26 protein-coding genes are annotated in these 22323 nt (G+C 72.6%); 14 read left to right on the top strand and 12 right to left on the bottom strand.

The annotated features are described in order from the left end of the window. Positions 1 to 28 precede the first annotated feature (28 nt). Positions 29 to 1288: an NAD(P)/FAD-dependent oxidoreductase gene (locus AB0J72_RS29995; protein ID WP_363404334.1), complete on the top strand. Its 1260-nt coding sequence runs from the start codon at positions 29 to 31 to the stop codon at positions 1286 to 1288. 41 nt (positions 1289 to 1329) lie between these two features. Further along, positions 1330 to 2385, top strand: coding sequence for a serine hydrolase domain-containing protein (locus tag AB0J72_RS29990; RefSeq protein WP_363404332.1), 1056 nt, complete (start codon positions 1330 to 1332; stop codon positions 2383 to 2385). Positions 2386 to 2401: 16 nt separating this feature from the next. On the opposite strand, the gene AB0J72_RS29985 is transcribed toward AB0J72_RS29990, so the two are convergent. From AB0J72_RS29985 to AB0J72_RS29975, 3 genes are read right to left on the bottom strand one after another with little or no spacing between them, the layout of a single operon-like run. After that, positions 2402 to 3133 carry an SDR family oxidoreductase gene (locus AB0J72_RS29985; protein WP_363404330.1) on the bottom strand — a complete coding sequence of 244 codons (732 nt, stop codon included), beginning with the start codon at positions 3131 to 3133 and terminating at the stop codon, positions 2402 to 2404. 9 nt (positions 3134 to 3142) lie between these two features. After that, on the bottom strand, positions 3143 to 4069 hold the full coding sequence (locus AB0J72_RS29980) for a glutathione S-transferase C-terminal domain-containing protein (RefSeq protein WP_363404328.1): 927 nt from the start codon (positions 4067 to 4069) through the stop codon (positions 3143 to 3145). Between the two features lie 5 nt (positions 4070 to 4074). Then, a complete protein-coding gene (locus AB0J72_RS29975; RefSeq protein ID WP_363404326.1) occupies positions 4075 to 4773 on the bottom strand; it encodes an SDR family oxidoreductase in 699 nt (232 codons plus the stop codon). A gap of 84 nt (positions 4774 to 4857) precedes the next feature. Here AB0J72_RS29975 and AB0J72_RS29970 point away from each other — a divergent pair, with 84 nt between their 5' ends. From AB0J72_RS29970 to AB0J72_RS29960, 3 genes are read left to right on the top strand one after another with little or no spacing between them, the layout of a single operon-like run. Beyond that, on the top strand, positions 4858 to 5457 hold the full coding sequence (locus AB0J72_RS29970) for a TetR/AcrR family transcriptional regulator (RefSeq protein ID WP_363404324.1): 600 nt from the start codon (positions 4858 to 4860) through the stop codon (positions 5455 to 5457). Beyond that, a complete protein-coding gene (locus tag AB0J72_RS29965) occupies positions 5454 to 5789 on the top strand; it encodes a DUF1330 domain-containing protein (RefSeq protein ID WP_344504780.1) in 336 nt (111 codons plus the stop codon). The genes AB0J72_RS29970 and AB0J72_RS29965 overlap by 4 nt, the downstream gene beginning before the upstream one ends. A gap of 30 nt (positions 5790 to 5819) precedes the next feature. Next, complete coding sequence (locus tag AB0J72_RS29960; RefSeq protein WP_363404376.1) at positions 5820 to 6614, top strand: SAM-dependent methyltransferase; 795 nt, start codon at positions 5820 to 5822, stop codon at positions 6612 to 6614. On the opposite strand, the gene AB0J72_RS29955 is transcribed toward AB0J72_RS29960, so the two are convergent. Next, on the bottom strand, positions 6590 to 7042 hold the full coding sequence (locus AB0J72_RS29955) for a TetR/AcrR family transcriptional regulator C-terminal domain-containing protein (protein WP_363404321.1): 453 nt from the start codon (positions 7040 to 7042) through the stop codon (positions 6590 to 6592). The genes AB0J72_RS29960 and AB0J72_RS29955 overlap by 25 nt on opposite strands. A 71-nt stretch (positions 7043 to 7113) precedes the next feature. Between AB0J72_RS29955 and AB0J72_RS29950 the strand changes: the two genes are divergently transcribed. After that, complete coding sequence (locus AB0J72_RS29950; protein ID WP_363404319.1) at positions 7114 to 7743, top strand: DUF4386 family protein; 630 nt, start codon at positions 7114 to 7116, stop codon at positions 7741 to 7743. Between the two features lie 132 nt (positions 7744 to 7875). Here the strand turns inward: AB0J72_RS29950 and AB0J72_RS29945 are convergent, their stop codons facing one another. From AB0J72_RS29945 to AB0J72_RS29930, 4 genes are all read right to left on the bottom strand, one after another. Next, positions 7876 to 8082 carry a hypothetical protein gene (locus tag AB0J72_RS29945; protein WP_344504779.1) on the bottom strand — a complete coding sequence of 69 codons (207 nt, stop codon included), beginning with the start codon at positions 8080 to 8082 and terminating at the stop codon, positions 7876 to 7878. A gap of 522 nt (positions 8083 to 8604) precedes the next feature. Beyond that, positions 8605 to 9837, bottom strand: coding sequence for an Ig-like domain-containing protein (locus AB0J72_RS29940; RefSeq protein ID WP_363404317.1), 1233 nt, complete (start codon positions 9835 to 9837; stop codon positions 8605 to 8607). An 87-nt stretch (positions 9838 to 9924) separates the two neighbouring features. After that, positions 9925 to 10281: a DUF427 domain-containing protein gene (locus AB0J72_RS29935; protein WP_363404315.1), complete on the bottom strand. Its 357-nt coding sequence runs from the start codon at positions 10279 to 10281 to the stop codon at positions 9925 to 9927. Positions 10282 to 10302: 21 nt separating this feature from the next. Continuing rightward, a complete protein-coding gene (locus tag AB0J72_RS29930; protein WP_363404313.1) occupies positions 10303 to 10848 on the bottom strand; it encodes a TetR/AcrR family transcriptional regulator in 546 nt (181 codons plus the stop codon). Between the two features lie 92 nt (positions 10849 to 10940). Between AB0J72_RS29930 and AB0J72_RS29925 the strand changes: the two genes are divergently transcribed. The 5 genes from AB0J72_RS29925 to AB0J72_RS29905 all read left to right on the top strand — a co-directional run bounded on the left by AB0J72_RS29925 (position 10941) and on the right by AB0J72_RS29905 (position 14892). After that, a complete protein-coding gene (locus AB0J72_RS29925; protein ID WP_363404312.1) occupies positions 10941 to 12146 on the top strand; it encodes an MFS transporter in 1206 nt (401 codons plus the stop codon). Between the two features lie 106 nt (positions 12147 to 12252). Further along, positions 12253 to 12444 (top strand): hypothetical protein, encoded by a 192-nt coding sequence (locus AB0J72_RS29920; RefSeq protein WP_363404310.1) that lies wholly within the window; start codon positions 12253 to 12255, stop codon positions 12442 to 12444. A 17-nt stretch (positions 12445 to 12461) separates the two neighbouring features. Further along, positions 12462 to 13130 carry a VOC family protein gene (locus tag AB0J72_RS29915; RefSeq protein WP_363404308.1) on the top strand — a complete coding sequence of 223 codons (669 nt, stop codon included), beginning with the start codon at positions 12462 to 12464 and terminating at the stop codon, positions 13128 to 13130. Continuing rightward, positions 13130 to 13939: an alpha/beta hydrolase gene (locus AB0J72_RS29910; RefSeq protein ID WP_363404306.1), complete on the top strand. Its 810-nt coding sequence runs from the start codon at positions 13130 to 13132 to the stop codon at positions 13937 to 13939. The genes AB0J72_RS29915 and AB0J72_RS29910 overlap by 1 nt, the downstream gene beginning before the upstream one ends. Next, on the top strand, positions 13936 to 14892 hold the full coding sequence (locus AB0J72_RS29905) for a hypothetical protein (protein ID WP_363404304.1): 957 nt from the start codon (positions 13936 to 13938) through the stop codon (positions 14890 to 14892). Before AB0J72_RS29910 ends, AB0J72_RS29905 begins: the two co-directional genes overlap by 4 nt. Here AB0J72_RS29905 and AB0J72_RS29900 read toward each other — a convergent pair. Continuing rightward, complete coding sequence (locus AB0J72_RS29900) at positions 14852 to 15823, bottom strand: NAD(P)-dependent oxidoreductase (protein WP_363404302.1); 972 nt, start codon at positions 15821 to 15823, stop codon at positions 14852 to 14854. The two genes, AB0J72_RS29905 and AB0J72_RS29900, sit on opposite strands and share 41 nt — an antisense overlap. Continuing rightward, positions 15820 to 17112: an enolase C-terminal domain-like protein gene (locus tag AB0J72_RS29895; RefSeq protein WP_363404300.1), complete on the bottom strand. Its 1293-nt coding sequence runs from the start codon at positions 17110 to 17112 to the stop codon at positions 15820 to 15822. The genes AB0J72_RS29900 and AB0J72_RS29895 overlap by 4 nt, the downstream gene beginning before the upstream one ends. 63 nt (positions 17113 to 17175) lie before the next feature. On the opposite strand from AB0J72_RS29895, the gene AB0J72_RS29890 reads away from it, so the two are divergent. Beyond that, positions 17176 to 18072 (top strand): ROK family protein, encoded by an 897-nt coding sequence (locus AB0J72_RS29890; RefSeq protein ID WP_363404298.1) that lies wholly within the window; start codon positions 17176 to 17178, stop codon positions 18070 to 18072. Here AB0J72_RS29890 and AB0J72_RS29885 read toward each other — a convergent pair. Beyond that, positions 18066 to 18659, bottom strand: coding sequence for a DUF4291 domain-containing protein (locus tag AB0J72_RS29885; RefSeq protein WP_363404296.1), 594 nt, complete (start codon positions 18657 to 18659; stop codon positions 18066 to 18068). The two genes, AB0J72_RS29890 and AB0J72_RS29885, sit on opposite strands and share 7 nt — an antisense overlap. On the opposite strand from AB0J72_RS29885, the gene AB0J72_RS29880 reads away from it, so the two are divergent. Further along, a complete protein-coding gene (locus AB0J72_RS29880) occupies positions 18653 to 18976 on the top strand; it encodes a MazG nucleotide pyrophosphohydrolase domain-containing protein (RefSeq protein WP_363404294.1) in 324 nt (107 codons plus the stop codon). The two genes, AB0J72_RS29885 and AB0J72_RS29880, sit on opposite strands and share 7 nt — an antisense overlap. An 847-nt stretch (positions 18977 to 19823) precedes the next feature. Here AB0J72_RS29880 and AB0J72_RS29875 read toward each other — a convergent pair. Further along, a complete protein-coding gene (locus AB0J72_RS29875) occupies positions 19824 to 20843 on the bottom strand; it encodes a LacI family DNA-binding transcriptional regulator (RefSeq protein ID WP_363404292.1) in 1020 nt (339 codons plus the stop codon). Positions 20844 to 21000: 157 nt separating this feature from the next. Between AB0J72_RS29875 and AB0J72_RS29870 the strand changes: the two genes are divergently transcribed. Then, on the top strand, positions 21001 to 22323 hold the full coding sequence (locus AB0J72_RS29870) for an extracellular solute-binding protein (protein WP_363404290.1): 1323 nt from the start codon (positions 21001 to 21003) through the stop codon (positions 22321 to 22323).

The raw sequence follows: 22323 nt of genomic DNA, 5'->3' as shown, positions 1-22323 counted from the left end.
TAGCTACTCGACAATCAAGGAGTATCGGGTGCGCGTGATCGTGATCGGTGGCGGTACCGGCGGCATGTGCCTCGCGCACGGCCTCCGGCGGGCAGGGGTGGACGTGCGCGTCTTCGAGCGCCACCGGACGCGGACCGACGGGCTGCACGGCTACCGGGTCGGCATCGACCCCGACGGCAGCCGGGCGCTGAAGGCGTGCCTGCCCCCCGACGTGTACGACCTGTTCGTCCGCACCTGCGCGCGACCGCCGGAGACGTTCGCCTTCCTGGACGAGCGGCTGCGCCGCACGCTCACCGTGCCGCTGCGGACACCCACCGACGACGTCAACGACGAGAAGTCCGTCAGCCGGATGACGCTGCGGCAGGTCCTGTACACGGGCATGACCGACGTCGTCCGCTTCGGCAGCGACTTCACCCACTACGAACAGACCGAAACCGGAATAACGGCATACTTCGCCGACGGCAGCGCGGTCACCGGCGACCTGCTCGTCGGCGCCGACGGGACCAACTCCCGGGTGCGCGCCCAGAAGCTGCCGCACGCCCGCGTCGAGGACTCCGGCATCGTGGCGATCGGCGGGAAGGTGCCGCTCACCGACGAGACCCGGGCGCTGCTGCCCGAGGGCGTGTTCCCCGGCATCGGCCTGGTCCTCGCCCCGCGGGGGATGGCCTGCATCCTGCACGTCATGGAGTTCCCGTGGGGTCCCGAGGGCGGCTCGCCCCTGCCCGGCGACCCGACGGCCGACCACGTCAACTGGGGCGTCTCCGCGCACCGCGACCGCTTCCCCGCGGACGTCACCGGCTTCGACGGCCCGCGGCTGGTCGCGCAGACCCTCGCCATGACCCCGCGGTGGAGCCCGGCGCTGCGGCGGCTCTTCACGCTCACCGACCCCGCCACCTGCTTCCCGATCACCGTCCGCACGTCGGTGCCGGTGCCGGCGTGGCCGACCGACCGCGTCACGCTGCTCGGCGACGCCATCCACACCATGACCCCCGGCCAGGGCGTCGGCGCCAACACCGCGCTGCGCGACGCCCACAACCTCGTGCGGGCACTGACCTCCGGGAGTCGTTCGCCGCTGGTGTACGAGCGGCAGATGCTCGACTACGGCTTCGCCGCCGTGGCCGCCTCGAAGGCCCGCACCGGCGGCGACCAGCTGGTCCACCGGCCGGTGCTCGGGCGGCTGGCCCTGGCCGGCCAGCGGGCGTTCCTGCGGACCACCGACCGGGTCCCGGCGCTGAAGCGGAGGTTCGAGGCTTCGCTGTACACCACCCGCGGCGGCGACAGGGAGTAATTCCCGGCGCGTGCCGTCGGGGCGCCGGTAGGGTGCGGCGCGTGACAGACATCGTGCGGGGCACCGTCGCCCCCGGGTTCGAGCCGGTCCGGTCGGCGTTCGAAGACCTGTTCAGCTCGGGCGCGGAGACCGGCGCGTCGGTCGCGGCCCACGTGGACGGTGCCCTCGTCGTCGACCTGTGGGGCGGCTGGGCCGACGCGGCGAGGACCCGCCCGTGGGAGCCCGGCACGCTGTCGACGGTGTTCTCCGCCGGCAAGCCGGTCGCCGCGATGGCCGTGCTGCGCAGGGTCGCCGACGGCCGGATCGACCTGGACGCGCCGGTCGCGACGTACTGGAAGGCGTTCCCCCACCCGTCCGCCACCGTCCGCCACGCCCTGTCCCACCAGGCGGGTCTGCCCGCGGCGGTCGTCGCCGGCACCGCCGAGATCCTGGACAGCGCCCGGTTCGCGGCGGCGATCGCGGCCACGCCGCTGGAGTGGGAGCCGGGGACGGCGTTCGGGGAGCACGCCCTCACCTACGGCACCATCCTCGGCGAGATCCTCCTCGGCGCCACCGGCGAGACGGTCGGCGAGGTCGTGCGCACGTTCGGCCTCGACGTCCACTTCGGACTGTCGGCCGCGGACGCCGCCCGCTGCGCCGAGGTCGAGCACGCCACCCCCGACTGGCCCGAGCGCCAGCTGTCCGGCCACGGCGAGCTCTGGTCCCGCGCGCTCGGCCCGGTCGAGCTGCTCGCCACCGGCGTCGTCAACGGCGAGCGCTGGCGCACCGGCGAGCTGCCCGCCGTCAACTGCCACGCGACCGCCCGCGGCCTCGCCGCCTTCTACGAGGCCCTGCCCCGCCTGCTGCCCGCCCCGCTGCTCGCCGAGGCGCTCGGCCCCCAGGCGGTCGGCGTCGACCGGCTCCTGGAGGAGGACGCGACCTGGACCCTCGGCTGGCGCCGCGACGGCTCATGGTTCGGCATGGGCGGCATCGGCGGTTCGTCCGCCGGTCACGACGAGTCGCTGGGCTACAGCCTCGCGTACGTCACCCGCCGCCTCGGCGACCACGGCCGCGGCGACACCATGTACGACACCCTCGAGGCCATCCTCCGCGGTTAGGCTCCCGCGCCGGGGCTCAGCGGCCGCCGGCGACGCGGATCGTGGTGCCGGTGGCGTACGACGCGGCGTCGCTGAGCAGCCAGGCGATCGCCTCGGCGATCTCGGCGGGCTCGCCGGGGCGGCCGAGCGGGAGGTTCGGGCCGGCCTTCTCGGCGCGGTCCGGGTCGCCCGCGACGGCGTGCATCTCGGTGCGGATGATGCCGGGGGCGACGCCGTTGACGCGGATGCCGGCGGGGGCGAGCTCCTTCGACAGGCCGACGGTCAGCGTGTCGAGGGCGGCCTTGGTGGCGGCGTAGTGGATGTACTCGCCGGGGCTGCCCAGCGTGGCGGCACCCGAGGAGACGTTGACGATCGCGCCGCCGCGGGGCAGGACGCGGGCGGCCTCGCGGGCGCACAGGAAGGCGCCGACGAAGTTGACGTCGACGACGCGGCGCAGGTCGGCGGTGCGCAGGTCGGCGAACGGGCCGACCGGGGACGTGACGCCGGCGTTGTTCACCAGGCCGGTGACCGGGCCGAGCTCGGCGGCGGCGGTCGCGAAGAGCCGGGCCACGTCCTCCTCCACCGACGTGTCGACCTGCACGGCGACCGCGTGGCCGCCGGCGGCCGCCACGGCGGAGACGACCTCGTCGGCCGAGGAGGCGGACCGCTGGTACCCGACGGCGACCCGGTGCCCGTCGGCGGCGAGCCGGACGGCGGTGGCGGCGCCGATGCCCCGGCTGCCGCCCGTGATGATGGTGATCTTCTCCATGAGCGGAGCCTAGGCGAGCGAGGCCCGGGTGTGGGGCAGCCGCCAGCCGGACAGGTCGGGGCCGAGGGGCACGACGCCCGACGGGTTGATGTCGCGGTGGACCTCGTAGTAGTGGCGCTTGATGTGCTCGAAGTCCACCGTGTCGCCGAAGCCCGGGGTCTGGAACAGGTCGCGCGCGTAGTCCCACAGCACCGGCAGCTCGGTGAGCTTCTGCCGGTTGCACTTGAAGTGGCCGTGGTAGACCGCGTCGAACCTCACCAGCGTGGTGAACAGGCGGATGTCGGCCTCGGTGATCTGGCCGCCGACGAGGTACCGCCGGGTCGACAGCCGCTCCGACAGCCAGTCCAGCCGGGCGAACAGCCGCTCGTAGGCGGCCTCGTACGCCTCCTGCGTGCCGGCGAACCCGGCCCGGTACACGCCGTTGTTGACGTCCTTGAAGACCAGCGCGTTGACCTCGTCGATCTCGTCGCGCAGGGCCGGCGGGTACAGCTGCGGCGAACCGGGCCGGTGGAACTCCGCCCACTCCGTGGAGAGGTCCAGGGTGATCTGCGCGTAGTCGTTGGTGACGACCTGGCCGGTGGTGACGTCGACGACGCACGGCACGGTGATGCCGCGCTCGTAGCCGGGGAAGCGGGCGAAGTACGCGTCCTGGATGCGCTCGATGCCGAGCACCGGGTCGCGCCCGCCCGGGTCGAGGTCGAAGGTCCAGCTGCGCGGATCGTGCGTCGGGCCGCAGACGCCCATCGAGAGGACGTCCTGCAGCCCGAGCAGCTCCCGCACGATGATCGCCCGGCTCGCCCACGGGCAGGCCCGGCTCACCACCAGCCGGTAGCGGCCGGGCTCGACCGGGTAGCCGTCCCGTCCGTCGGCGGTGATGCGGGTGGTGATGTAGTTCTGGTCCCGCTTGAACTCGCCCGTCGACCGGTATGCACCCATGCGTCCTATGCTGCCACCCGCGCGTACCGCTCGCCCGGCTCCGCGGTCAGCGACCGCTTCGCGCCGCGGGACGTGTCGTCGGCGAGGACCTCGTCGCGGTCCTGCTCGATCGCGTCGAAGACCTGGACGGCCACCGCGTCCGGGCTGATCTTCGGCGCGTCGACCGAGGCTGCCATGTCGGTGTCGACGTAGCCGACGTGCAGGCCCGTGACGCCGATGCCCTGCGGCGCGAGCTCCAGGCGCAGCGCGTCGCTGGCGGACCACAGGGCGGCCTTGGTCGCGCTGTACGACCCGCCGAGCGCCACCCACGACAGCGCCGAGTGCACGTTGACGATCCGGCCGCCGCCGTTGGCGAGCAGCTGCGGCACGAACGCGCGGGTGACGTTGAGCGGGCCGTAGAAGTTCGTCTCGAACTCGCGCCGGATGTCCGCCAGGTCGCCGGTGACGTAGCTGGCCCCGACGTAGATGCCGGCGTTGTTGACCAGGACGGTGACGTCGCCGGTGCGCTCGGCCGCCCGCCGCACCGACTCGGGGTCGGTCACGTCGAGCGCCACCGCCTCGACCCCCGGCGCGGTCACCGTGCGCGGGTCGCGGGCCGCGGCGTACACCTTCCGGACGCCCCGCGCCTGCGCCTGCGCCACGAGGGCCTTGCCGATGCCCCGGTTACCGCCCGTCACCAGCACCACTGCCTGCTTGAGATCCATGTCCGCGCTCCCTCCGACCGGGCGGAAACCGATCGGTTTCCGCTCTCGGTGGCAACCATAAACCGATCGGTTTACGATTGGGGTGTGACCTCTCCGACACGGGACCGCCTCTTGCGTGCCGCCGCCGACCTGTTCTACGCGGAGGGTGTCGGCGCGGTCGGCGTCGAGCGCCTGTGCCAGACCGCGGGCGTGTCGAAGCGGTCGATGTACCAGCTGTTCGCCACCAAGGACGACCTGGTCGCCGAGGCCCTGCGGGTGCACGGCCCGGCCACCGTCGCGCGCTACTTCACCCCCGAGGACGCGGCCCGGTCGCCGCGCGAACGGATCCTGCACGTGTTCACGACGCTGGAGGAGCAGGCGGGCTCCCCCGGCTTCCACGGGTGCCCGTTCGCCAACACGACGATCGAGCTGCACGACGCGTCGCACCAGGCCAGCCGCGTCGCGCTGGAGTTCAAGGAGCAGCTGGAGGGGTACTTCCGGCGCCAGGCCACCCGGCTCGGCGCCGCCGACCCGGAGCAGCTCGGCACGCAGCTGCTGATGCTCTTCGACGGCGCCTCCGTCCGCGCCGTCATGCGCGGCGCGGCGATCGGTGACGTCGCCAGCCGCACCGCGGCGATGCTGCTGGACATGACCTCCGGGGTAATCGACCCGGCTACCTCCGGCGGGCGAGGATCGGGGGCATGACGGCATACGCGCTCGCCCACCTGCACACCCCGACGATCAACGAGGACGTCCTGGTCTACCTGGAGCGCATCCAGGCGACCCTGGACCCGTTCGGCGGCACGTTCATCGCCCACGGCCCCGACGTGGAGGTCCGCGAGGGCGACTGGCCCGGCACGGTCGTGGTCATCGCCTTCCCAACGCTTTCCGCCGCCCGCTCCTGGTACGACTCCCCCGCCTACCAGGAGATCCTGCCGCTGCGCACGGACCACATCGCCGGCTCCGCGATCCTGTTCGACGGGGTCCGCCCGGGTCACGACCCAGCGAAGATGGCCGCCGCGATCCGGGCCTCCTGACAAAGGGCGTATACAGTTTGGCGCGTGTCCATGGACCGGATCGACACCAGCGTCGCCCACCCCGCGCGGCGGTACAACTACTGGCTCGGCGGCAAGGACAACTTCGCCGCCGACCGGGCCTCCGCCGACGCGATCGCCGCGGCCTGGCCGAGCGCGCCGATCGCGGCCCGGGAGAACCGGCACTTCCTCGGCCGCGCGGTGCGGTTCCTGGCCGGCGAGGCGGGCATCCGGCAGTTCCTGGACATCGGCACCGGCCTGCCGACCGCCGGCAACACGCACGAGGTCGCCCAGGCGATCGACCCGTCGGCCCGGGTCGTCTACGTCGACAACGACCCGATGGTCATGGTCCACGCCAGGGCGCTGCTGACCAGCGCCCCCGAGGGCAGGACCGCCTACCTGGAGGCGGACCTGCGCGACCCGGGCCGCATCCTCGCCCACCCCGACCTGCGGGCGACGCTGGACTTCACGCAGCCGATCGGCCTGATGCTCGTCGCGGTCCTGCACTTCATCCACGGCGAGGGCGCCGGCGCGCCGATCGTGCGGGAGCTGCTCGCCGCCCTGCCCGAGGGCAGCTACCTCGTCGCCAGCAACGCGACGAAGGACTTCCTCCCGCCGCAGATCGCGCAGGTGTACGACCGGATGCTCGCCGCCGGGCAGACCGACATCTGGCCCCGGACCGAGGCCGAGTTCGGCGCGCTGTTCGACGGGCTGACGCTGGTCGACCCGGGCGTCGTCGCGGTGCACGAGTGGCGCCCCGACACCGCGCCGGACCCGGCGCTGACGCCCGCGGACGTGTCCGTCTACGGGGCCGTCGGCAGGCTGTAGCCCTTCTTCTTCAGACCGTCGAGGAGGCGGTCGAGCCCCCAGACGAACTGGCCGGTGGTGATGTACTCCGACATCGTCCCGGCCGCGGCGGCGGTCCTGGGGTACGCGCCGGCGGGCACCCGGTCGAACGCGGCCCTGCGGGCCTCGACCCGGTCCCGCTCCGGTGGGGCGGGGCGCGTCGGGTCCAGCTCGGCGGCCTCCAGGGCGACGGAGCCCAGCAGGTACACGATGATCAGGTAGCACGCGCGGGCGGCGTCGTCGGGCTCCATGCCCGCCTCGGCGAGGACCTCGAGGATCCGCTCGCCGAACAGCAGGGCCTGCGGGCCGTCCATCGGCGCCCCGAGGATCAGCCCCGCGGCGCCCGGGTGGCGCAGGAGCCCTTCCCTGAGCCGTAGCGCGACCGTCTGGAACCTGACGCGCCACGGCACCGCGGTGTCGAACCCGTCCCCCGGCGTGCTCGCCGATCAGCCGGTCGACGACCGCCCGTAGCAGCGCCGCGGTGTTCGGCTACCCGGACGTCCTGCAGGACCCGCCGGCGGAGGTCCTCGCCCGCTTCCACGCGGACGCGGTGGTCATCGGGTCGCTGTTCCTGCTGCTCGCGGCGGGCGCCGGCCTGCTCGCCCCGGTCGCGCTGGGTCTGCGCCACCTGCCGGTCCCGGGGCGTTTGCCAGGTGCGGGGCGTTTGCCAGGTGCGGGGCGTTTGCCGGGTGCGGGGCGTTTGCCGGGTGCGGCGGCCGCGGTCGGGGTGGCGGCGGCGGTGGTGCAGGTGGTGGGGCTGCTGCGGTGGCCGCTGGTGGTGCCGTTCGTGACGGACGCCGCGACGTTCCGCACGCTGAACGTCGTCCTCGGCCAGGCCGTCGGCGAGACCGCCGGCTACGCGCTCACCGCCACCTGGACCGTCCTCGCCGTCACCGCGCTGCGCCGGGCAGGTGTGATCGCCCGCGCGTTCGCCGCACTGGGCACCGTGTCCGCCGCGATGATCCTGGCCGGGGTGCTCGTGCCGCTGGACGTGCCCGGCGCCGACCTGACCAACTTCCTGGGCTACGTGCTGTGGAGCCTCTGGCTGGTCGCCCTGGGCGTCCACCTCGTCCGCCGCCGCCGTGAGGCACCGGCCCTCGCCACGGCGTGAGCACGCTCAGCGCTGGTTCTGGAGGGCGCCGCACTCAGCGCTCGCTCGCGGAGGGCGCCGCGCTCAGCGCTCGCTCGTGGAGGCGCCGCACTCAGCGTTCGCTCGCGGAGGGCGCCCACGCCGGCACCGGGCTCAGCGTTCGTGCAGGGTGTCCACGTCGGCGCCGTGGTCGAGCAGGAACCGCACGGCCCGGTCGAGGTCGGCCTGCCGGAGCACCAGCGCCCCGACCCGTGTCTTGCGGGCCGACTGCGCCCCGCGGTCGTACACGTCGACGCCGCGCGCCCGCACCTCCAGCCGCCACCGCCCGTCGTCGGTGACCAGCACCCGCATCCCCCGCACCGCATGATTCTGGTGCCGCAGTGCCCAGACTTACCGCCTAAATCGCAAAAATCGGATTTGTCCGGGGAGGGGCGGACGAGGTAGGTGGAGGTGGCTCAGACGAGCCGCATTTGGCGGAAGTAGCTCAGTCGAGCCGCATTGGGTGGAAGTGGCTCAGACGAGCGGACGAGATGGGTGGAGGCAACTCAGACGAGCCGCCGGGATGCGTGGAAGTGGCTCAAGACGAGCCGCCGGGCCGGCGGAGGCGGGGCCCCAGTGAGGGTGGCCAGGCGGGATCGGGTGAGGCAGGTGAGGGCGCCCCGCAGAGACAACGCCGTGATCCGGAAGAGGCAGGTGAGGGCATCCCGCGGAGACAACGCCGTGATCCGGAAGAGGCAGGTGAGGGCACCCCGCGGAGACAACGTCCGTGATCCGGAAGAGCAGGTGAGGGCACCCCGTGCAGACAACGTCCGTGATCCGGAAGAGTTTGTGCACCTCGGCGGGCGCGAGGTGCACAGGGTCAGGGCGTCGGGGCGGGGCGGGTCACCACTGGGCGTAGGGGACGTTCCAGTCGCCGAGGCCGTCGGTGAGCTGCAGGTTCTTGGGGGTGTTGCGGACCTCGACGACGTCGCCGACGTCGAAGGTGTCGTAGAACCACTTGGCGTGGTCGGGGGCCACGTTGATGCAGCCGTGGGAGGTGTTCTCCTTGCCGTGCTTGGGGATGTTCCAGTCGGCGAGGTGGACGTACTCCCCGGAGAGCGAGATGCGGCACGCCAGCCGGATCTTCTCCTCGTAGTAGTTCGGGTCGCTCTTGTTGGTGACGCCGTAGCTGGCGGAGCTCATGGTGACCAGGGGTTCCTTGGTCATGAGGACGTGGACGCCGCTGGCGGTCAGGTAGTCGATCTTCTCGCCCTTGGAGCCGATGGTGCCCTTGCCGCCCTTGCCCATGCTGCAGGGGATCCGGCGGACCATCTGGCCGTCGATGTAGCACTCCATCTGCTTGGTGTTGGAGTCGGCGATGGCGATGCGCGACTTGCCGATGGAGAAGTTGGCGGAGGCGTTGGTGCCGCCGTAGACGCCGTTGCCGATGTCGACGCCGAGGAGGTTGGCGTTGACCTTCACGGTGGTGCCGGGGGTCCAGTACTTCTCGGGGCGCCAGTGGGCGCTCTGCGCGCTCACCCAGTGCCACTTGCCCTCGACCTCGGGCGAGGTGGTCACCTTCATGGCCTGCTCGACGGCGTCCTTGTTGGTGACGGCCTTGTTGAAGAAGACGATGACGGGCTGGCCGACGCCGTACGTGTTGCCGTTCTTCAGCGCGAGCATCGGGTTGGCCTGGAACGTGATGGACACCGTGCTCGCGGGCTTCAGCGTGGTGAAGGTCGCGGTCTGGTTGACGGCGGCGCCGGCAGCGTCGACACCGGTGACCGTGACGGTGTAGGTCTGCCCGTACGCGAGGGCGCCCGTCGACTGCCAGCCGTGCTTGTCCTCGGCGAGCGTGCCGGCCAGGTTCTTACCACCCGCGGCGACCGTGACGGTGTCGAGCGTGCCGTTCTCGATCGCGACGGTGACCGGGCTCGACGGCGCGACGTCCTTGCTGTCGGCGGCGGGCGTGATGGTGACCTTGGCCGGCTGGGCGCCGCCTCCGCCCCCGCCACCCGCGCCGCCGGTCGAGCCGGCGCCCGCGCCGGTCTTCTTCGGCGTGTCGGAGCACCCCGCCAGCACCGCGGCGGTCGCAACTCCCGCACCCGTGACCAGCACCTTGCGACGACTCAGCATGTCTCGTCCCTCCCCGCCCGCGAACGCTACCCACACGAAGACGTCCCGCAAAACCCTTCGCGTTGCACCCGGCAGTGAAGAAGAGAACTACTCCACGGTCAGTTCGACCTGATTCGTGTAGAAAGCGACCCGCTTCGCGATCGGCTCGACGGCCGGATAGGGCGTCTCGTAGGTCCAGATGACGTTGGTCAGCTCACGGTCGGGGGTGACGACGCTGTAGTACGACGCGTCGCCCTTGAACGGGCAGTGGGTCTGATGCTCGGTGCGCCGCAGCAGCGACTGGTCCACGTCGCCCAGCGGCAGGTAGTACACCGGCGGATAGGTCGACTCCTGCAGGGTGAGCGCGTCGGTGGTGTCGGCGACGGTGACGCCGTCGACGCGGACCGTCACGCGACGGCCGGTCGGCGTGACGGTGATCGGGTGGCTCGCATCGGGGATCTTCATGGTCCCGACCCTAGCTCGCGGTCAGGCGGCGCGGCCCGTCGCGAGCAGCCGGTCGACGCACCGCTCGGCGAGGCCCGGGTCGGCGAGCGTCCAGGGCAGGAAGATCACGCGGTAGATGATCGGGGCGACGACCAGGTCGACGATGTCGTCGGCGGCGAACGGCGCGCCGGACCGCGAGGCGAGGACGACGGCCTCGGCCCGGCGGTTGCGCAGGCAGTCGGACTCCGTCTCGCCGGCGGACGCGGCCCCGCCGCGCAGCAGGGCTGCGTTGACGGGCTTGGCGTAGTGCTCGACGATCTCGCCGGCCCAGGCGACGAGGTCGGCCCGCAGCTCGCCGGTGTCGGGCAGCGGGCGGGTGGGGTCGAGCCGGTAGGTGGCGATGTCGTTGAGCATCGTCGGCAGGTCGCCCCACCGCCGGTAGATCGAGGTCGGGTTGACGCCGGCCCGCTCGGCGACCATCGGGATGGTGACCCGCTCGGCGCCGCGCTCCCGGACGAGGTCCTCGACCGCGGTCCTGATCTGTGCGAGCACCGCGGCGCTGCGGCCGCCGGTGCGCTTCTCGGGCATGTGACGCTCCTAACGCAACGATAATTGCTTTAAGCGGCGCCGGTGCGCGTAGCTTCAGCCTAACGCAGAGATTTTGCTTTAGGGGGTACGCCATGACCACCACCGCTCTGGCCAGACCGTTCACGCTGCCCGCCGGGGTCGCGTTCGCCGGCACGGGTCTCGCGTTCGCGTCGCTCTACCTGGCGGCCGGCGCGCCGACGCCGCTGCTCGTGCTGTTCGAGCGGGAGTGGGGCTTCGCGCCGTGGGTGCTCACCGTCGCGTTCGCCGCCTACGCGCTGGGGCTGCTCGCGGCGCTGCTCGTCGCCGGCTCGCTGTCCGACCACGTCGGCCGCCGCCCAGTGCTGGTCGGCGCGCTCAGCGTCGAGGTCGTCGCGATGCTCATGTTCGTGTTCGCGCCGGGCATCGGCTGGGTGATCGCCGCCCGCGTCGTGCAGGGCGTCGCGACCGGCGCGGCCAGCAGCGCGTTCACCGCCGCGCTCGTCGAGCTGGCGCCGCCGCACCGCAAGCGCCTCGGCACGGTCGTCGCCGGCGCGGCACCCGCCGGCGGGCTCGGCCTCGGGGCGCTGCTGACCGGCACCGCCGTGCAGTTCACCGGCTCGGCGAACCTCATCGTCTTCGGCACGCTCGCCGTCATCATGGTGCTCGGCACGCTCACCGCCGCGCTGTCCGGCGAGACCGTGACCCGCCGCGCCGGCGCGCTCGGCTCGCTCAGGCCGCGGGTGACGGTGCCCCGGGCCGCCCGCCGCGAGTTCGCCGCCGCGATCCCTGTGCACCTGGCCAGCTGGATGTTCGCCGGGCTGTTCATGGGCCTCGCCCCGACGATCGTCCGCGACATCTTCCACCTCGACAGCGGCCTGCTCAACGGCGCGACCGCGTTCCTGCCGCCCGCGGCCGCCGCCGTCGCCGGCTACGCCCTCGGCCGGCAGCACCCGCGCCGCACGATCCTGTTCGGCGGCACCGCCGTCCTGCTCGGCGCCGCGGTCGTGCTCACCGGCATCGTCGCCGTCGTGCTGCCGCTCGTCTGGATCGGCGGGATCGTCGGGGGTGCGGGGTTCGGCGCCACGTTCTCCGGGGCGCTGCGGGCCGTCGGACCGCTCGCCGAGACGCACCAGCGGGCCGGCCTGTTCGCGGCCGTGTTCATCGTCGCCTACCTGTCCTTCGGCGTGCCGGCGATCGTCGCCGGGCAGCTCGTCGCCCCGCTCGGACTGCTCACCACGGTCCTGCTGTACGGCGCCGCGATCCTCGCCGCCGCGGCGGCCGGCCTGTTCGCCCAGTGGCGGCTCACCCGCTCCGCATGACCCTGCGGGTGGCCGGTCCCGCCGAGGGCCGGCGCGGAACGTCTTCAGTGCGGGGCGGCGGTGCCGATGTGGACACGACCAGCTCGGCGAGCAGAGGAGACACGGCATGGACGTCGGTTCGATCGCATCGTCCATCACCTGGAGCGTCCCGGCCGCAGGGCGCGGGGTCGACCCCGCCACCGCCCAGGCACAGGTCAACGCGCAGGCCGACACGCTCAGCGCGCTCATGGGCACCAAGCACAACACCGCGGTCGCGGCCGGCCTCTCCGACGGCAAGGGCGTCGACATCTACCTGTAGCGACTAGATTCGGTCGGATGAACCGGCAGGAGATCAGTGACGCCGTCGTCGACGTCGGATGGCGGTACGTCCTCGGCACGATCATGACCATGGTGCCCGTCGGATCGGTCGGGCAGGCCGCCGAGGTCGCGGCCAGGTGCACCGCCGCGGCCGGCGACGACGCCGACCGGCACCTGTGGCTCGACCTGCGGGCCGACCACGTCCTGCTCACCCTCCAGAGCCTCGGCGAGGCCGCCGTGACGCCCCGTGACGTCGAGCTGGCGCGGGCGCTCACCGGGTCGCTGCGGGAGATCGGCCTGGGCACCGTGCCCGCGACCGGCCGGGCCGCGCAGCTGATCGAGGTCGCCGTCGACGCGATGGACATCCCGGCGGTCCGCCCGTTCTGGAAGGCCGTGCTCGGCTACGAGGACGAGGAAGGCGGCGAGGGCGACACCGGCGCGCCCGTCGTCGACCCGCACCGCCTCGGGCCCGCCGTCTGGTTCCAGCAGATGGACAAGCCGCGCGTCGAGCGCAACCGGATCCACCTCGACATCAGCGTCCCGCACGACGCGGCGGCGGACCGCATCGCCGCCGCCCTCGCCGCCGGCGGCGTCCTCGTGTCCGAGGCGGCGGCCCCCGCGTACTGGATCCTCGCCGACGTCGAGGGCAACGAGGTCTGCATCACCACCTGGCAGGGCCGCGACTGATGCGCGAGGACCGCGAGGACGCCATCGCCGAGCTGCGCCGGGGCGGCCGCGAACGGGCCGCCCTGCGCCCGCCCGGGCCGCCGATGCCCGTGGCGGACGGCACCGTCGACGGGGTCGGGATCCGCCGGTACGAGCAGCGCGGCCCCGACACGGTCGTCTTCGCCCACGGCGGTGGCTTCGTCCTCGGCGACCTCGAGACCCACGACGCCTTCGCGCGGCGGATCGCCGCGTCCACCGGACGGACGGTCGTCGCCGTGGACTACCGGCGGGCGCCGGAGCACCCGTTCCCGGCCGCCTTCGACGACGTGCTCACGGTCCTGGACGCCGTGCTCAAGACCCGGCCGGACGGCAGGGTGGCGCTCGCCGGGGACTCCGCCGGCGGGTTCCTCGCGATCCTGGCGGCCCTGGCCAGGCGGGGGCGGGTCGACGGGCAGCTGCTCGTGAGTCCCGTCGCGGAGGTCGCGCTCCCCGCCACCAGCCGCAGCGTGGCCGAGAAGGGCGCCGGCTTCGGGCTCGACGTCGCGCAGCTGCGGGAGTGGATCGGCTGGTGGGCGCCCGGGGCGGCGCCGGACCCCCTCTCCGAGGACCTCACCGGCATGCCCCCGGCGCTCGTCGTCACCTGCGAGCACGACCCGCTCCGCGACGGCGGCGACCAGTACGCGCAGCGCCTCCGGCAGGCCGGGGTGCCGGTCGTACACCGGACGGAGCCCGGACTCGAGCACAACTTCGCCCAGTCGGTGCACCAGTCCCCCGCCTGCGCCGAGGCCGACGCCCGCTGGCTGCGCGACGCGGCCGGGATCCTGCGATGAGCCGGGCCGAGCGGCACGAGCGGGTGTCCTCGCGGCTGGCGCTGCTCAGCGACGCCGCGGTCGCGGCGATGCTGGACGACGCGCGGCCGGACGCGGTCGGCATCGGCGGGCGGACGGCGACGCTCGACGTCGGCGGGGTGCCGGTGTTCGTCAAGCAGGTGCCGGTCACCGAGCTGGACCTGGCGCACCCGCACTCCACCGCGAACCTGTTCGGGCTGCCGATGTACTGCCAGTACGGGGTCGGCTCGACCGGCTTCGGCGTGTGGCGGGAGCTCGCCGCGCACCGCGTCACGACCGGGTGGGTGCTCGCCGGGCGGCACCCGGCGTTCCCGCTGCTGCACCACTGGCGGGTCCTGCCGGCGGGCTTCGCGTGGGAGCGCGTCGACATCGAGGAGCGGGTCGCCTACTGGGGTGACGCGCCGTCCGTACGACTCCGGCTGACGCAGCTCCAGGACGCCCCGGCGCGGCTGGTGCTCTTCCTCGAGCGCCTCCCCCGGACCGTGCACGAGCACCTCAAGGAGCGGCCGGAGACGGCGCCCGACGTCGACGCCCAGCTGCGGGACGCGATCGCGTTCATGAACGGCGCCGGGCTGTGGCACTTCGACGGGCACTTCGACAACATCCTGACCGACGGCCGGCAGGTGTACCTCGCGGACTACGGCCTGGCCCTGCACGAGGGCTTCGACCTGACCGGCCCGGAGCGCGCCTGGCTGCGCGAGCACGCCGACTACGACCTGCGGTACACCACCGGGCACCTGGCCACCTGGCTGGCGGAGGAGTTCCGCGGCGACGCGGACCGCGCCGCCGTGCTCCGCGGCGAGGCACCGTTCCTGGGCCCGCCCGCCGCCGCCGCGGTGATGCGCCGGTACGCGGACCGGGCCCTCGTCACGACCGCATTCTTCCAGGAACTGGTCACCGGGGCGAAGACGACGCCGTACCCCGTGATGGCGTGAACCCGAGCAGCCGCGACGCGGCGCCGGTGTCGATCGGGACCCGCCGGCCCGGGATCGGCGACCGGACCGGCACGCCCGGGTGGTAGGTGGCGATCAGCTCCTCGGTCGGCGTGTCGCAGAACGTCTCCGGCGCGGCGACGAAGCACCGGTGGAACCCGGTCAGCGGCACGGTCGCGGCCAGCCACGCGGCCTCGGCGGCGTCGTCGACGTGCAGGTACGCCCACGAGTTCCGGGCGCCCTTCGCCGGGTCGGCGCGCAGGTCGGCGGCCGCCTTCGCGAGCCGGTCCGTGTCGCCGGTGAACGGGAACCGCAGCGCGACGACGTCCATGCCGTCACGGCGGTGGAACATCTCGCCGGTCAGCTCGTCGACGAGCTTCGACAGCGCGTACGGGTCCTCGATCTGCGGCGGGGCGGCCTCGTCGAGCGGGTAGTACGGCGGGTGCAGGTCGTGCGGCGAGAACGGCATCCCGAGCAGCGCGTAGCTGCTGGCCAGGACGGCCCGGCGGACCCCGCGGCGGGCGGCCTCGTCGAGCACCACGAACGTGGCCCGGGTGTTGCCGCCGAACACCTCCAGGCCGGTGCCGAGGGTCGGCGCGGGGATCGCGGCCAGGTGGATGACGGCGTCGACCGGCGCGTCGAAGGCCGCCGCGACGACGTCCGGGTCCCCGGCCGATCCGATGACCACGTCGACGCGGCCACCGGCCCCGTCGCGCGCCTCTGGGTCGCCGGCCGTCCCGGCGGCCTTCGACGGGCCGCCGCCGTCGACCCCGGTACGTGCGTCCGGGGCATTGGCGGTACCGACGCCGGAAACGACATCAGGGAAGGTGACGGGCTCCAGGGACAGGGCGACGACGTCGGCACCGGCGGCGCGCAGGCGGGCGACCGTGGCCCGGCCGATGTTGCCCCCGGCGCCCGTGACGACGATCCTCACGGCGCCTCCAGCGAGCCGTCCGGGCGGCGGACGACGGCGGCCCACCGGTCGAAGAGGAACTTCGTCGGCGGGTACTTCGCCGCCTCGGCCTCGTCGACGTCCACGCCCCAGCCGGGCCGGTCCGACGGGTACATGTAGCCCTTGGTCACGTCGGGGCAGCCGGGGAACACGTCGTGGGTGGCCTCGTTGTACTCGTGCGACTCCTGGAACCCGAACGCGTGGCTGGAGATGTCGACCGCGAGGTTCGCCGCGACGCCGACCGGCGACACGTCCGCCGGGGAGTGGAACGCGGTCCGCACCCCGCACAGCTCGGCGAGCGCCGCCAGCTTCCGCGTCGGGGTGAGCCCGCCGACCGCGGACGTGTGCAGGCGGATGAGGTCGACGCCGCCGTCGCGGATCAGCCGGGCCGCGTCGGCGACCGAGCTCACCTGCTCCCCGACGGCCAGCGGCACCGGCGACGCGGCGCGGATCTCCGGCAGCCGGTCGTAGAGCTCCGACGGGATCGGGTCCTCCAGGAACGACAGCCCGTACGGCTCCAGGGCCCGCGCTAGGACGACCGCCTGCTTCGGGGAGAGGCGGCTGTGGACGTCGTGCATGAGGTTGACGCCCGTGCCGAGCCGCTCGCGGGCCGCCTCGAACAGCGACGGGGTGCCCCGCAGGTAGCGCTCCGGGTCCCAGCCGTCCGGGTTCGGCGAGTCCGGGTAGTGCCCGCCCGTCCCCGCGTGGCCGTAGCTGCCGAGGCCGGGCTCCGCCCGCTGGATGCGGATGCAGCGGTACCCGAGGGCGATGAGCCGCTCCGCCTCGTCGAGCACCTCGCCGGTGTCGGCGCCGGACGCGTGCGTGTAGACCTCGACGCCGCCGCGGACCCGCCCGCCGAGCAGCTCGTGCACCGGCAGCCCGGCCCGCTTCCCGGCGATGTCCCACAGCGCCTGGTCCAGGCCCGACAGGGCGTTGTTGAGGACCGGCCCGTTGCGCCAGTACGACGAGAAGTGCACCGTGCGGGTGATGTCCTCGATGTCGGCCGGGTGCCGCCCCACGGCGAGGGGGCCGACGTGCTCGCTGACCGCCGCCGCCACCGCCGCGTACCGCTGGGTGAACGTCGCGCAGCCCAGCCCGTACAGCCCCGGCTCCGTCGTCTCGACCTTGACGACGACCAGCGGCAGGCCCTCCGGCGCCGTGACGATCGGCCGGACCCTGGTGATCCGCAGGGCGTCGCGGGCCGGCCACGGCGGCACGGACTCGGGCAGGCCACCGTCCGGACCGAGCAACCGGTTCGGGTCGTGTTCCACGGCTTCCCCCTTCGGCGGTGGTAGCTCATGATCCGTCGATCATGGGTGCGCTAACGTTACGCCGTGCACTTGCCCTCTTCCGACGCCGACACCCGGCCGATCTGGGTCCTCGAGGTCGGGGGCAGCCACGTCACCGCCGCCGGCGTGCTGCTGGACGACCGGCAGGTGATCCAGCGGCAGCGCCACCCGCTCGACCCGGCCCTGTCCGCCGACGGCATCGTCGACGCCCTCGCCGGCGCCGCGAAGCTCCTCGACCCGCAGGCCGGCGACCGCTGGGCGATCGCGATGCCGGGCCCGTTCGACTACCGCACCGGCGTGTCCCTGCACGAGGGCGTCGGCAAGTTCGACAGCCTGCACGGCCTGGACCTGCGCGCCGCGCTCGCGCACGCCATCCCGGCCACACCCGGCGCCTTCACGTTCGTCAACGACGCCGACGCCTTCCTGCTCGGCGAGTGGGTCGACGGCGCCGCCAAGGGCGCGTCCCGCTGCGTCGCCATCACCCTCGGCACCGGGATCGGCTCCGCATGGCTCGCCGACGGCAGCGTCGTCACCACCGGCCCGACCGTCCCGCCCGACGGCGAGGTGCACTTCTGCACCATCGACGGGGTCGAGCTGGAGGACGTCGTCTCCGACCGTGCGCTCATCCGCGCGTACCGCGAAGCCACCGGCGTGGACGTGGACGGCATGCGGGGCCTGGCCGTCCGCGCCCGCGAGCTGGACGCCGCCGCCCAGACCGTGATCGACACCGCGTTCGGCGCCCTCGGCCTGCTGCTGACGGAGTGGCTCACCCGCTTCGACGCCGAGGTGGTCGTCTTCGGCGGCTCGATGACCGGCGCCTGGGACCTGATCGAGCCGGCGCTCGCCCTCAGCCTCCCGGCCCGCCCGGTCTCGGACACGGAGCACGCCGCCCTGATCGGTGCCGCCTGGGCCGCCGCCCACCCGGACGCCGCCGCCTACTGATAGGGCCGCTCGGGCGGCAGCAGGGCCGCGGCCTCCTCCAGCGCGCGGTCCTTGACCAGGGCGTGGATCTCGTGCGCCAGCGGCGTGACGTCGCGGATCTCGACGGTCCACTCGTCCACGTACCGGTGGACGGCGGGCCCGCTCAGGCCGAGCTGCAGCGAACGGTGCTCCAGGGGACGCAGGTGCAGGTCGCGCTCCGGGTCCCACTGGACCCGGACGGGGCTCGTGCGCAGGGCCCGCGACCAGGCCTGGCGGCTCTCGTGGAGGTCCGGCACGTAGTGGCTCAAGCAGGCCTCCGCCACGGCCGCGTCGAACCCTGTGCGGCGCAGCCGGACCGCCAGCACGCGCTCCTGGCCTTCCTTGGTGGCCCAGCCGCTGCGGTACATCATCCACAGGAACGACGGCTTGACCCAGGTCATCCTGTCACGCTTGAACGGCGGCACGAACCGCTGCGCGTCCACGGCAGGCAGCGCGATGGCCGGGCTGTAGGCCTGGTAGACGGTGATCGTGTCGGCATCGAAGAGGGCGCGGACGGCATGACGGTCGGGCACCTGGAGACCGTAGAAGGTTAGGGTGCGGTGTGTCATTCGCATTGAACGACCTGCCCTCGACCGCCGCCGACGTCGCCGCCCACCTGGACGCGGCCGGCTTCACGGAGTCGCCGCAGCTGCGGCAGACCCTGGCCCTCGCCGAGGAGGTCGGCGAGTTCGTCGGCGCGGTCCGCCGGCACGCGGGAATGGCCCGCCGCTCAGGCCCTTTCAGCGACGTCGAGGAGGAGCTCGCCGACGTCGTGCTGACCGCCTTCGTCACCGCCCACACCATGGGCATCGACCTCCGCCAGGCCCTCGAGAAGAAGCTCGCCGTCATCTACTCCCGAGGCTGGAAAGACCCCACCCTCGCCTAGCCCCGCCCGCGACAGACACGCGCCGATCCGGGATCACGGAAAGCCCCTACGCCAGCCCACACGGCGGGCACCCTGACCTCTTTCCATGATCCGGAAGAGTTGTTGTTGCCCTGGCGACAATTTCTCTTCCGGATCACGAGAAACAGGCCACCGCGGAACGATCCCGAACGGCTTCAGCGGCCCTGACAACCAGAACGATTCAGGATCACGGACAGGCCCGAAGCCAGCCCACACGGCGGACCACCCCCGACCTCCGTTTTCCGTGATCCGGAAGACTTTGTGCTGTTATAGCGACACAAACTCTTCCGGATCATGAGAACCAGGCCCGCAACATGATCCCGAACGGTTTCAGCGGCCCTGGCAACCAGAACGATTCGGGATCACCCGAAGGGCCGAAGCCAGCCCACACGGCGGGCCACCCCGACCTCCGTTTCCGTGATCCGGAAGAGTTGTGGTTGCCCTGGCGACAATTTCCCTTCCGGATCACGAGAAACAGGCCACCGCGGAATGATCCCGAACGGTTTCAGTGGCCCTGGCAACCAGAACGATTCGAGATCACCCGAAGGCCCGACGCCAGCCCGCACGGCGGGCCACCCCCGACCTCTTTCCGTGATCCGGAAGACTTTGTGCTGTTATAGCGACACAAAGTCTTCCGGATCATGAGAAGCCACCGCCCGGCCGCCGCGGAGGGTGGGCACGGGATGGGCGCGGATGCGCGATCCGGCCGCGCGGAGCGCTGGCTGTGCGAGCGCAGCGAGCATTGGGGGTCCGGGGTGAGAATCCCCCGGCGGGCCCCGCCGCGGCAGCGGTGGGGAGGCGAGCTATAGCCGAAGGCTACTGGCGGGAATCAGCGGGAGACAGCTCCGGTCGAGCCGCGGACGGTGAGGTGGACGGGGAGCATCACCGACTGGCGCATTGCTGGGGCGGACGGGTCGAGGCGGGACAGCAGCATCGACACCGCGACCCGGCCCGCCTGCTCGATCGGTGCGGTGAGGGTGGTCAGCGGCGGGTGGCAGAAGTCGGCGCCGAAGATGTCGTCGCAGCCGACCACGCTCAGGTCCTCCGGCACCCTGACCTCCCGCTCCCGCAGCCGTTGCAGGATGCCGATGGCGAGCAGGTCGTTGAAGACGATGCAGGCGGTCGCGCCGGTGTTGAGGACCGCGTCGGCGGCGGCGGAGCCGGAGCGGCGGCCGGAGGGGAAGGGGCCGACGCGGGTGAAGGTCAGCCGGTGCCGGGCCGCGACCGCCCGGACGGCGTGCCAGCGGGCCTCGTTGGGCCAGGAGCGTTCGGGGCCCGAGACGTAGGCGATGTCGCGGTGGCCGAGGGAGATGAGGTGCTCGGCCGCCTGGCCCATCCCGGCGGGGGTGTCGATGATCGCGCTCGGCACGCCGCGGACGTTGCGGTTGATGGTGACCAGGGGGATGTCCTGGGCGAGCGCCGCCAGCGCCCGGTCCGGCAGCCGGGACGCGGCCAGGATCGCCCCGTCCAGGGAGCGGCGCATCTTGTGCAGCAGCTCCACCTCCAGGTCGCCGGAGTCCTCGGTGTCGATCAGCAGCTGCGCGTAGCCGGCGGCCTTGAGCTGCATCTGGGTGCCGCGCAGCACGCCGAAGTAGAACGGGTTCGTCACGTCGGAGACGAGGACGGCGATCGCTCCGGTACGGCCCGAGCTCAGCGCCCGCGCCTGCGAGTTCGGCACGTAGCGCAGCTCGCGGGCCGCGGCCTCGATCCGCTCCCGGGTCGCCGGGTTGACCCGGCCGGGGTTGTTCAGGGCGCGCGACACCGTCGACGCGGCGACCCCCGTGGCCGCGGCGATGTCGTTGATGGTGACGGGCCGGTCACCGGATCCGAACTGATGCGCACGGGGCATGGGGATGAGAAAAGCAGATGATGGCAAACGATGGCAAGCGGTTGCCACCACAAAGACGGCGCTGATAGCGTCCGGCCCCAAGCAGCACTGAAAGATGCCCGCCAGCAGCAACGATGCGCTCCGTCACACCCCCAGTGAACGAGGAGTGGACACCCCCATGAAACGCGTTTCCATCATCGCCGCGAGCCTTCTGTTCTTAGCCGCCTGCGGCGGCGGCAGCGACGACAAACCGGGCGAGACGGGCCTCAACGGCGCCGGCAAGACGCTCAACGTGCTCGTCCAGGCCAACACGATCTACCCCGACCAGCAGCGCGCCTGGTTCACGGAGATCAACGACAAGTTCAAGGCGCAGACCGGCGCCGAGGTGAAGTTCGAGACGTTCGCCTCGCCCAACGACGAGCTGACGAAGATCCAGACGTCGGTGCTGTCCGGTCAGGGCCCCGACATCTACTCCCTCGGCACCACGTTCACCCCGACGGCCTTCGCGACCGGGGCGTTCCTGGAGCTCAAGGACGACGACTGGAAGAAGCTCGGCGGCAAGGAAGCGTTCCTGCCCTCGACCCTCGGCATCTCCGGGCCCGACGCCGAGCACCAGGTCGGCATCCCGTTCACCAGCCGGCCGTTCGTCATGGCCTACAACACGGAGCTGCTCAAGGCCGCCGGCCTCGACAAGCCGGCGACGAGCTGGGACGAGCTGCTCGTACAGGCGAAACAGCTGACCAAGGGCGACACCTACGGGCTCGCGGTCGCCTACGCCGACGGCTTCGACCCGTGGAAGTTCATCTGGGCGATGAGCGTCCAGGCGGGCAACCCCCTCGTCAAGGACAAGAAGGCGTCGCTGAACGACCCGGTGACCCTGAAGGCCTACCAGACCTACCTCGGCTGGCTCGCCACCGACAAGGTCGTCAACCCGGCCGCCGTCGGGTGGAAGAACGCCCAGGCGATCGCCGACTTCGGCGCCGGCAAGGCCGCGTTCCTGCCGATGGTGTCCGCCACGTCGAAGGTCACGCTCGACAAGTCGTCGGTCGCCGGCAAGTACGCCTACGCGATCATGCCGACCGTCCCGCCGGGGCAGACCAGTACACCAGGCGTCGGCGCGACCAGCATCCTGTCGGGTGACAACCTCGTCGTGGCGAAGTACACGAAGAACAAGGACCTCGCCCTCGCGCTGGTGAAGCTGCTGACCAGCCCGGAGCAGCAGGAGTCGTACTACAAGACGTTCGGCGAGCTGCCCACGAACGCGACCGCGGCGAAGAAGCTGCAGGCCGACCCGGCCCTCGCGCCGATCATCGACTCGGCGTCGAAGGCCAGCGGCACCCCGTTCAACGGCGCGTGGAGCCAGGTGCAGCTGGCCCTCGTCAACGTCGTCGTGCAGTCGATCCCGGCGCTGAAGGACGGCAAGCTGGACGAGGCGAAGCTCAAGCAACTGATCGCCGACGGCCAGAAGGCCGCGCAGGACGCGCTGGACAAGAGTAAATAG

Source organism: Dactylosporangium sp. NPDC049742 (assembly GCF_040674675.1).
Classification (GTDB): Bacteria; Actinomycetota; Actinomycetes; order Mycobacteriales; family Micromonosporaceae; genus Dactylosporangium; species Dactylosporangium maewongense.
This window is presented reverse-complemented; position numbering and strand designations above follow the sequence as displayed.

Bases quoted from the DNA above. Each gene is read 5' to 3' on its own strand.
- AB0J72_RS29935 (WP_363404315.1), bottom strand. From the start codon at position 10,281: ATGAAGATCCCCGATGCGAGCCACCCGATCACCGTCACGCCGACCGGC.
- AB0J72_RS29930 (WP_363404313.1), bottom strand. From the start codon at position 10,848: ATGCCCGAGAAGCGCACCGGCGGCCGCAGCGCCGCGGTGCTCGCACAG.
- AB0J72_RS29940 (WP_363404317.1), bottom strand. From the start codon at position 9,837: ATGCTGAGTCGTCGCAAGGTGCTGGTCACGGGTGCGGGAGTTGCGACC.
- AB0J72_RS29925 (WP_363404312.1), top strand. From the start codon at position 10,941: ATGACCACCACCGCTCTGGCCAGACCGTTCACGCTGCCCGCCGGGGTC.
- AB0J72_RS29910 (WP_363404306.1), top strand. From the start codon at position 13,130: ATGCGCGAGGACCGCGAGGACGCCATCGCCGAGCTGCGCCGGGGCGGC.
- AB0J72_RS29870 (WP_363404290.1), top strand. From the start codon at position 21,001: ATGAAACGCGTTTCCATCATCGCCGCGAGCCTTCTGTTCTTAGCCGCC.
- AB0J72_RS29965 (WP_344504780.1), top strand. From the start codon at position 5,454: ATGACGGCATACGCGCTCGCCCACCTGCACACCCCGACGATCAACGAG.
- AB0J72_RS29905 (WP_363404304.1), top strand. From the start codon at position 13,936: ATGAGCCGGGCCGAGCGGCACGAGCGGGTGTCCTCGCGGCTGGCGCTG.
- AB0J72_RS29960 (WP_363404376.1), top strand. From the start codon at position 5,820: ATGGACCGGATCGACACCAGCGTCGCCCACCCCGCGCGGCGGTACAAC.
- AB0J72_RS29875 (WP_363404292.1), bottom strand. From the start codon at position 20,843: ATGCCCCGTGCGCATCAGTTCGGATCCGGTGACCGGCCCGTCACCATC.
- AB0J72_RS29885 (WP_363404296.1), bottom strand. From the start codon at position 18,659: ATGACACACCGCACCCTAACCTTCTACGGTCTCCAGGTGCCCGACCGT.
- AB0J72_RS29975 (WP_363404326.1), bottom strand. From the start codon at position 4,773: ATGGATCTCAAGCAGGCAGTGGTGCTGGTGACGGGCGGTAACCGGGGC.
- AB0J72_RS29980 (WP_363404328.1), bottom strand. From the start codon at position 4,069: ATGGGTGCATACCGGTCGACGGGCGAGTTCAAGCGGGACCAGAACTAC.
- AB0J72_RS29985 (WP_363404330.1), bottom strand. From the start codon at position 3,133: ATGGAGAAGATCACCATCATCACGGGCGGCAGCCGGGGCATCGGCGCC.
- AB0J72_RS29920 (WP_363404310.1), top strand. From the start codon at position 12,253: ATGGACGTCGGTTCGATCGCATCGTCCATCACCTGGAGCGTCCCGGCC.
- AB0J72_RS29915 (WP_363404308.1), top strand. From the start codon at position 12,462: ATGAACCGGCAGGAGATCAGTGACGCCGTCGTCGACGTCGGATGGCGG.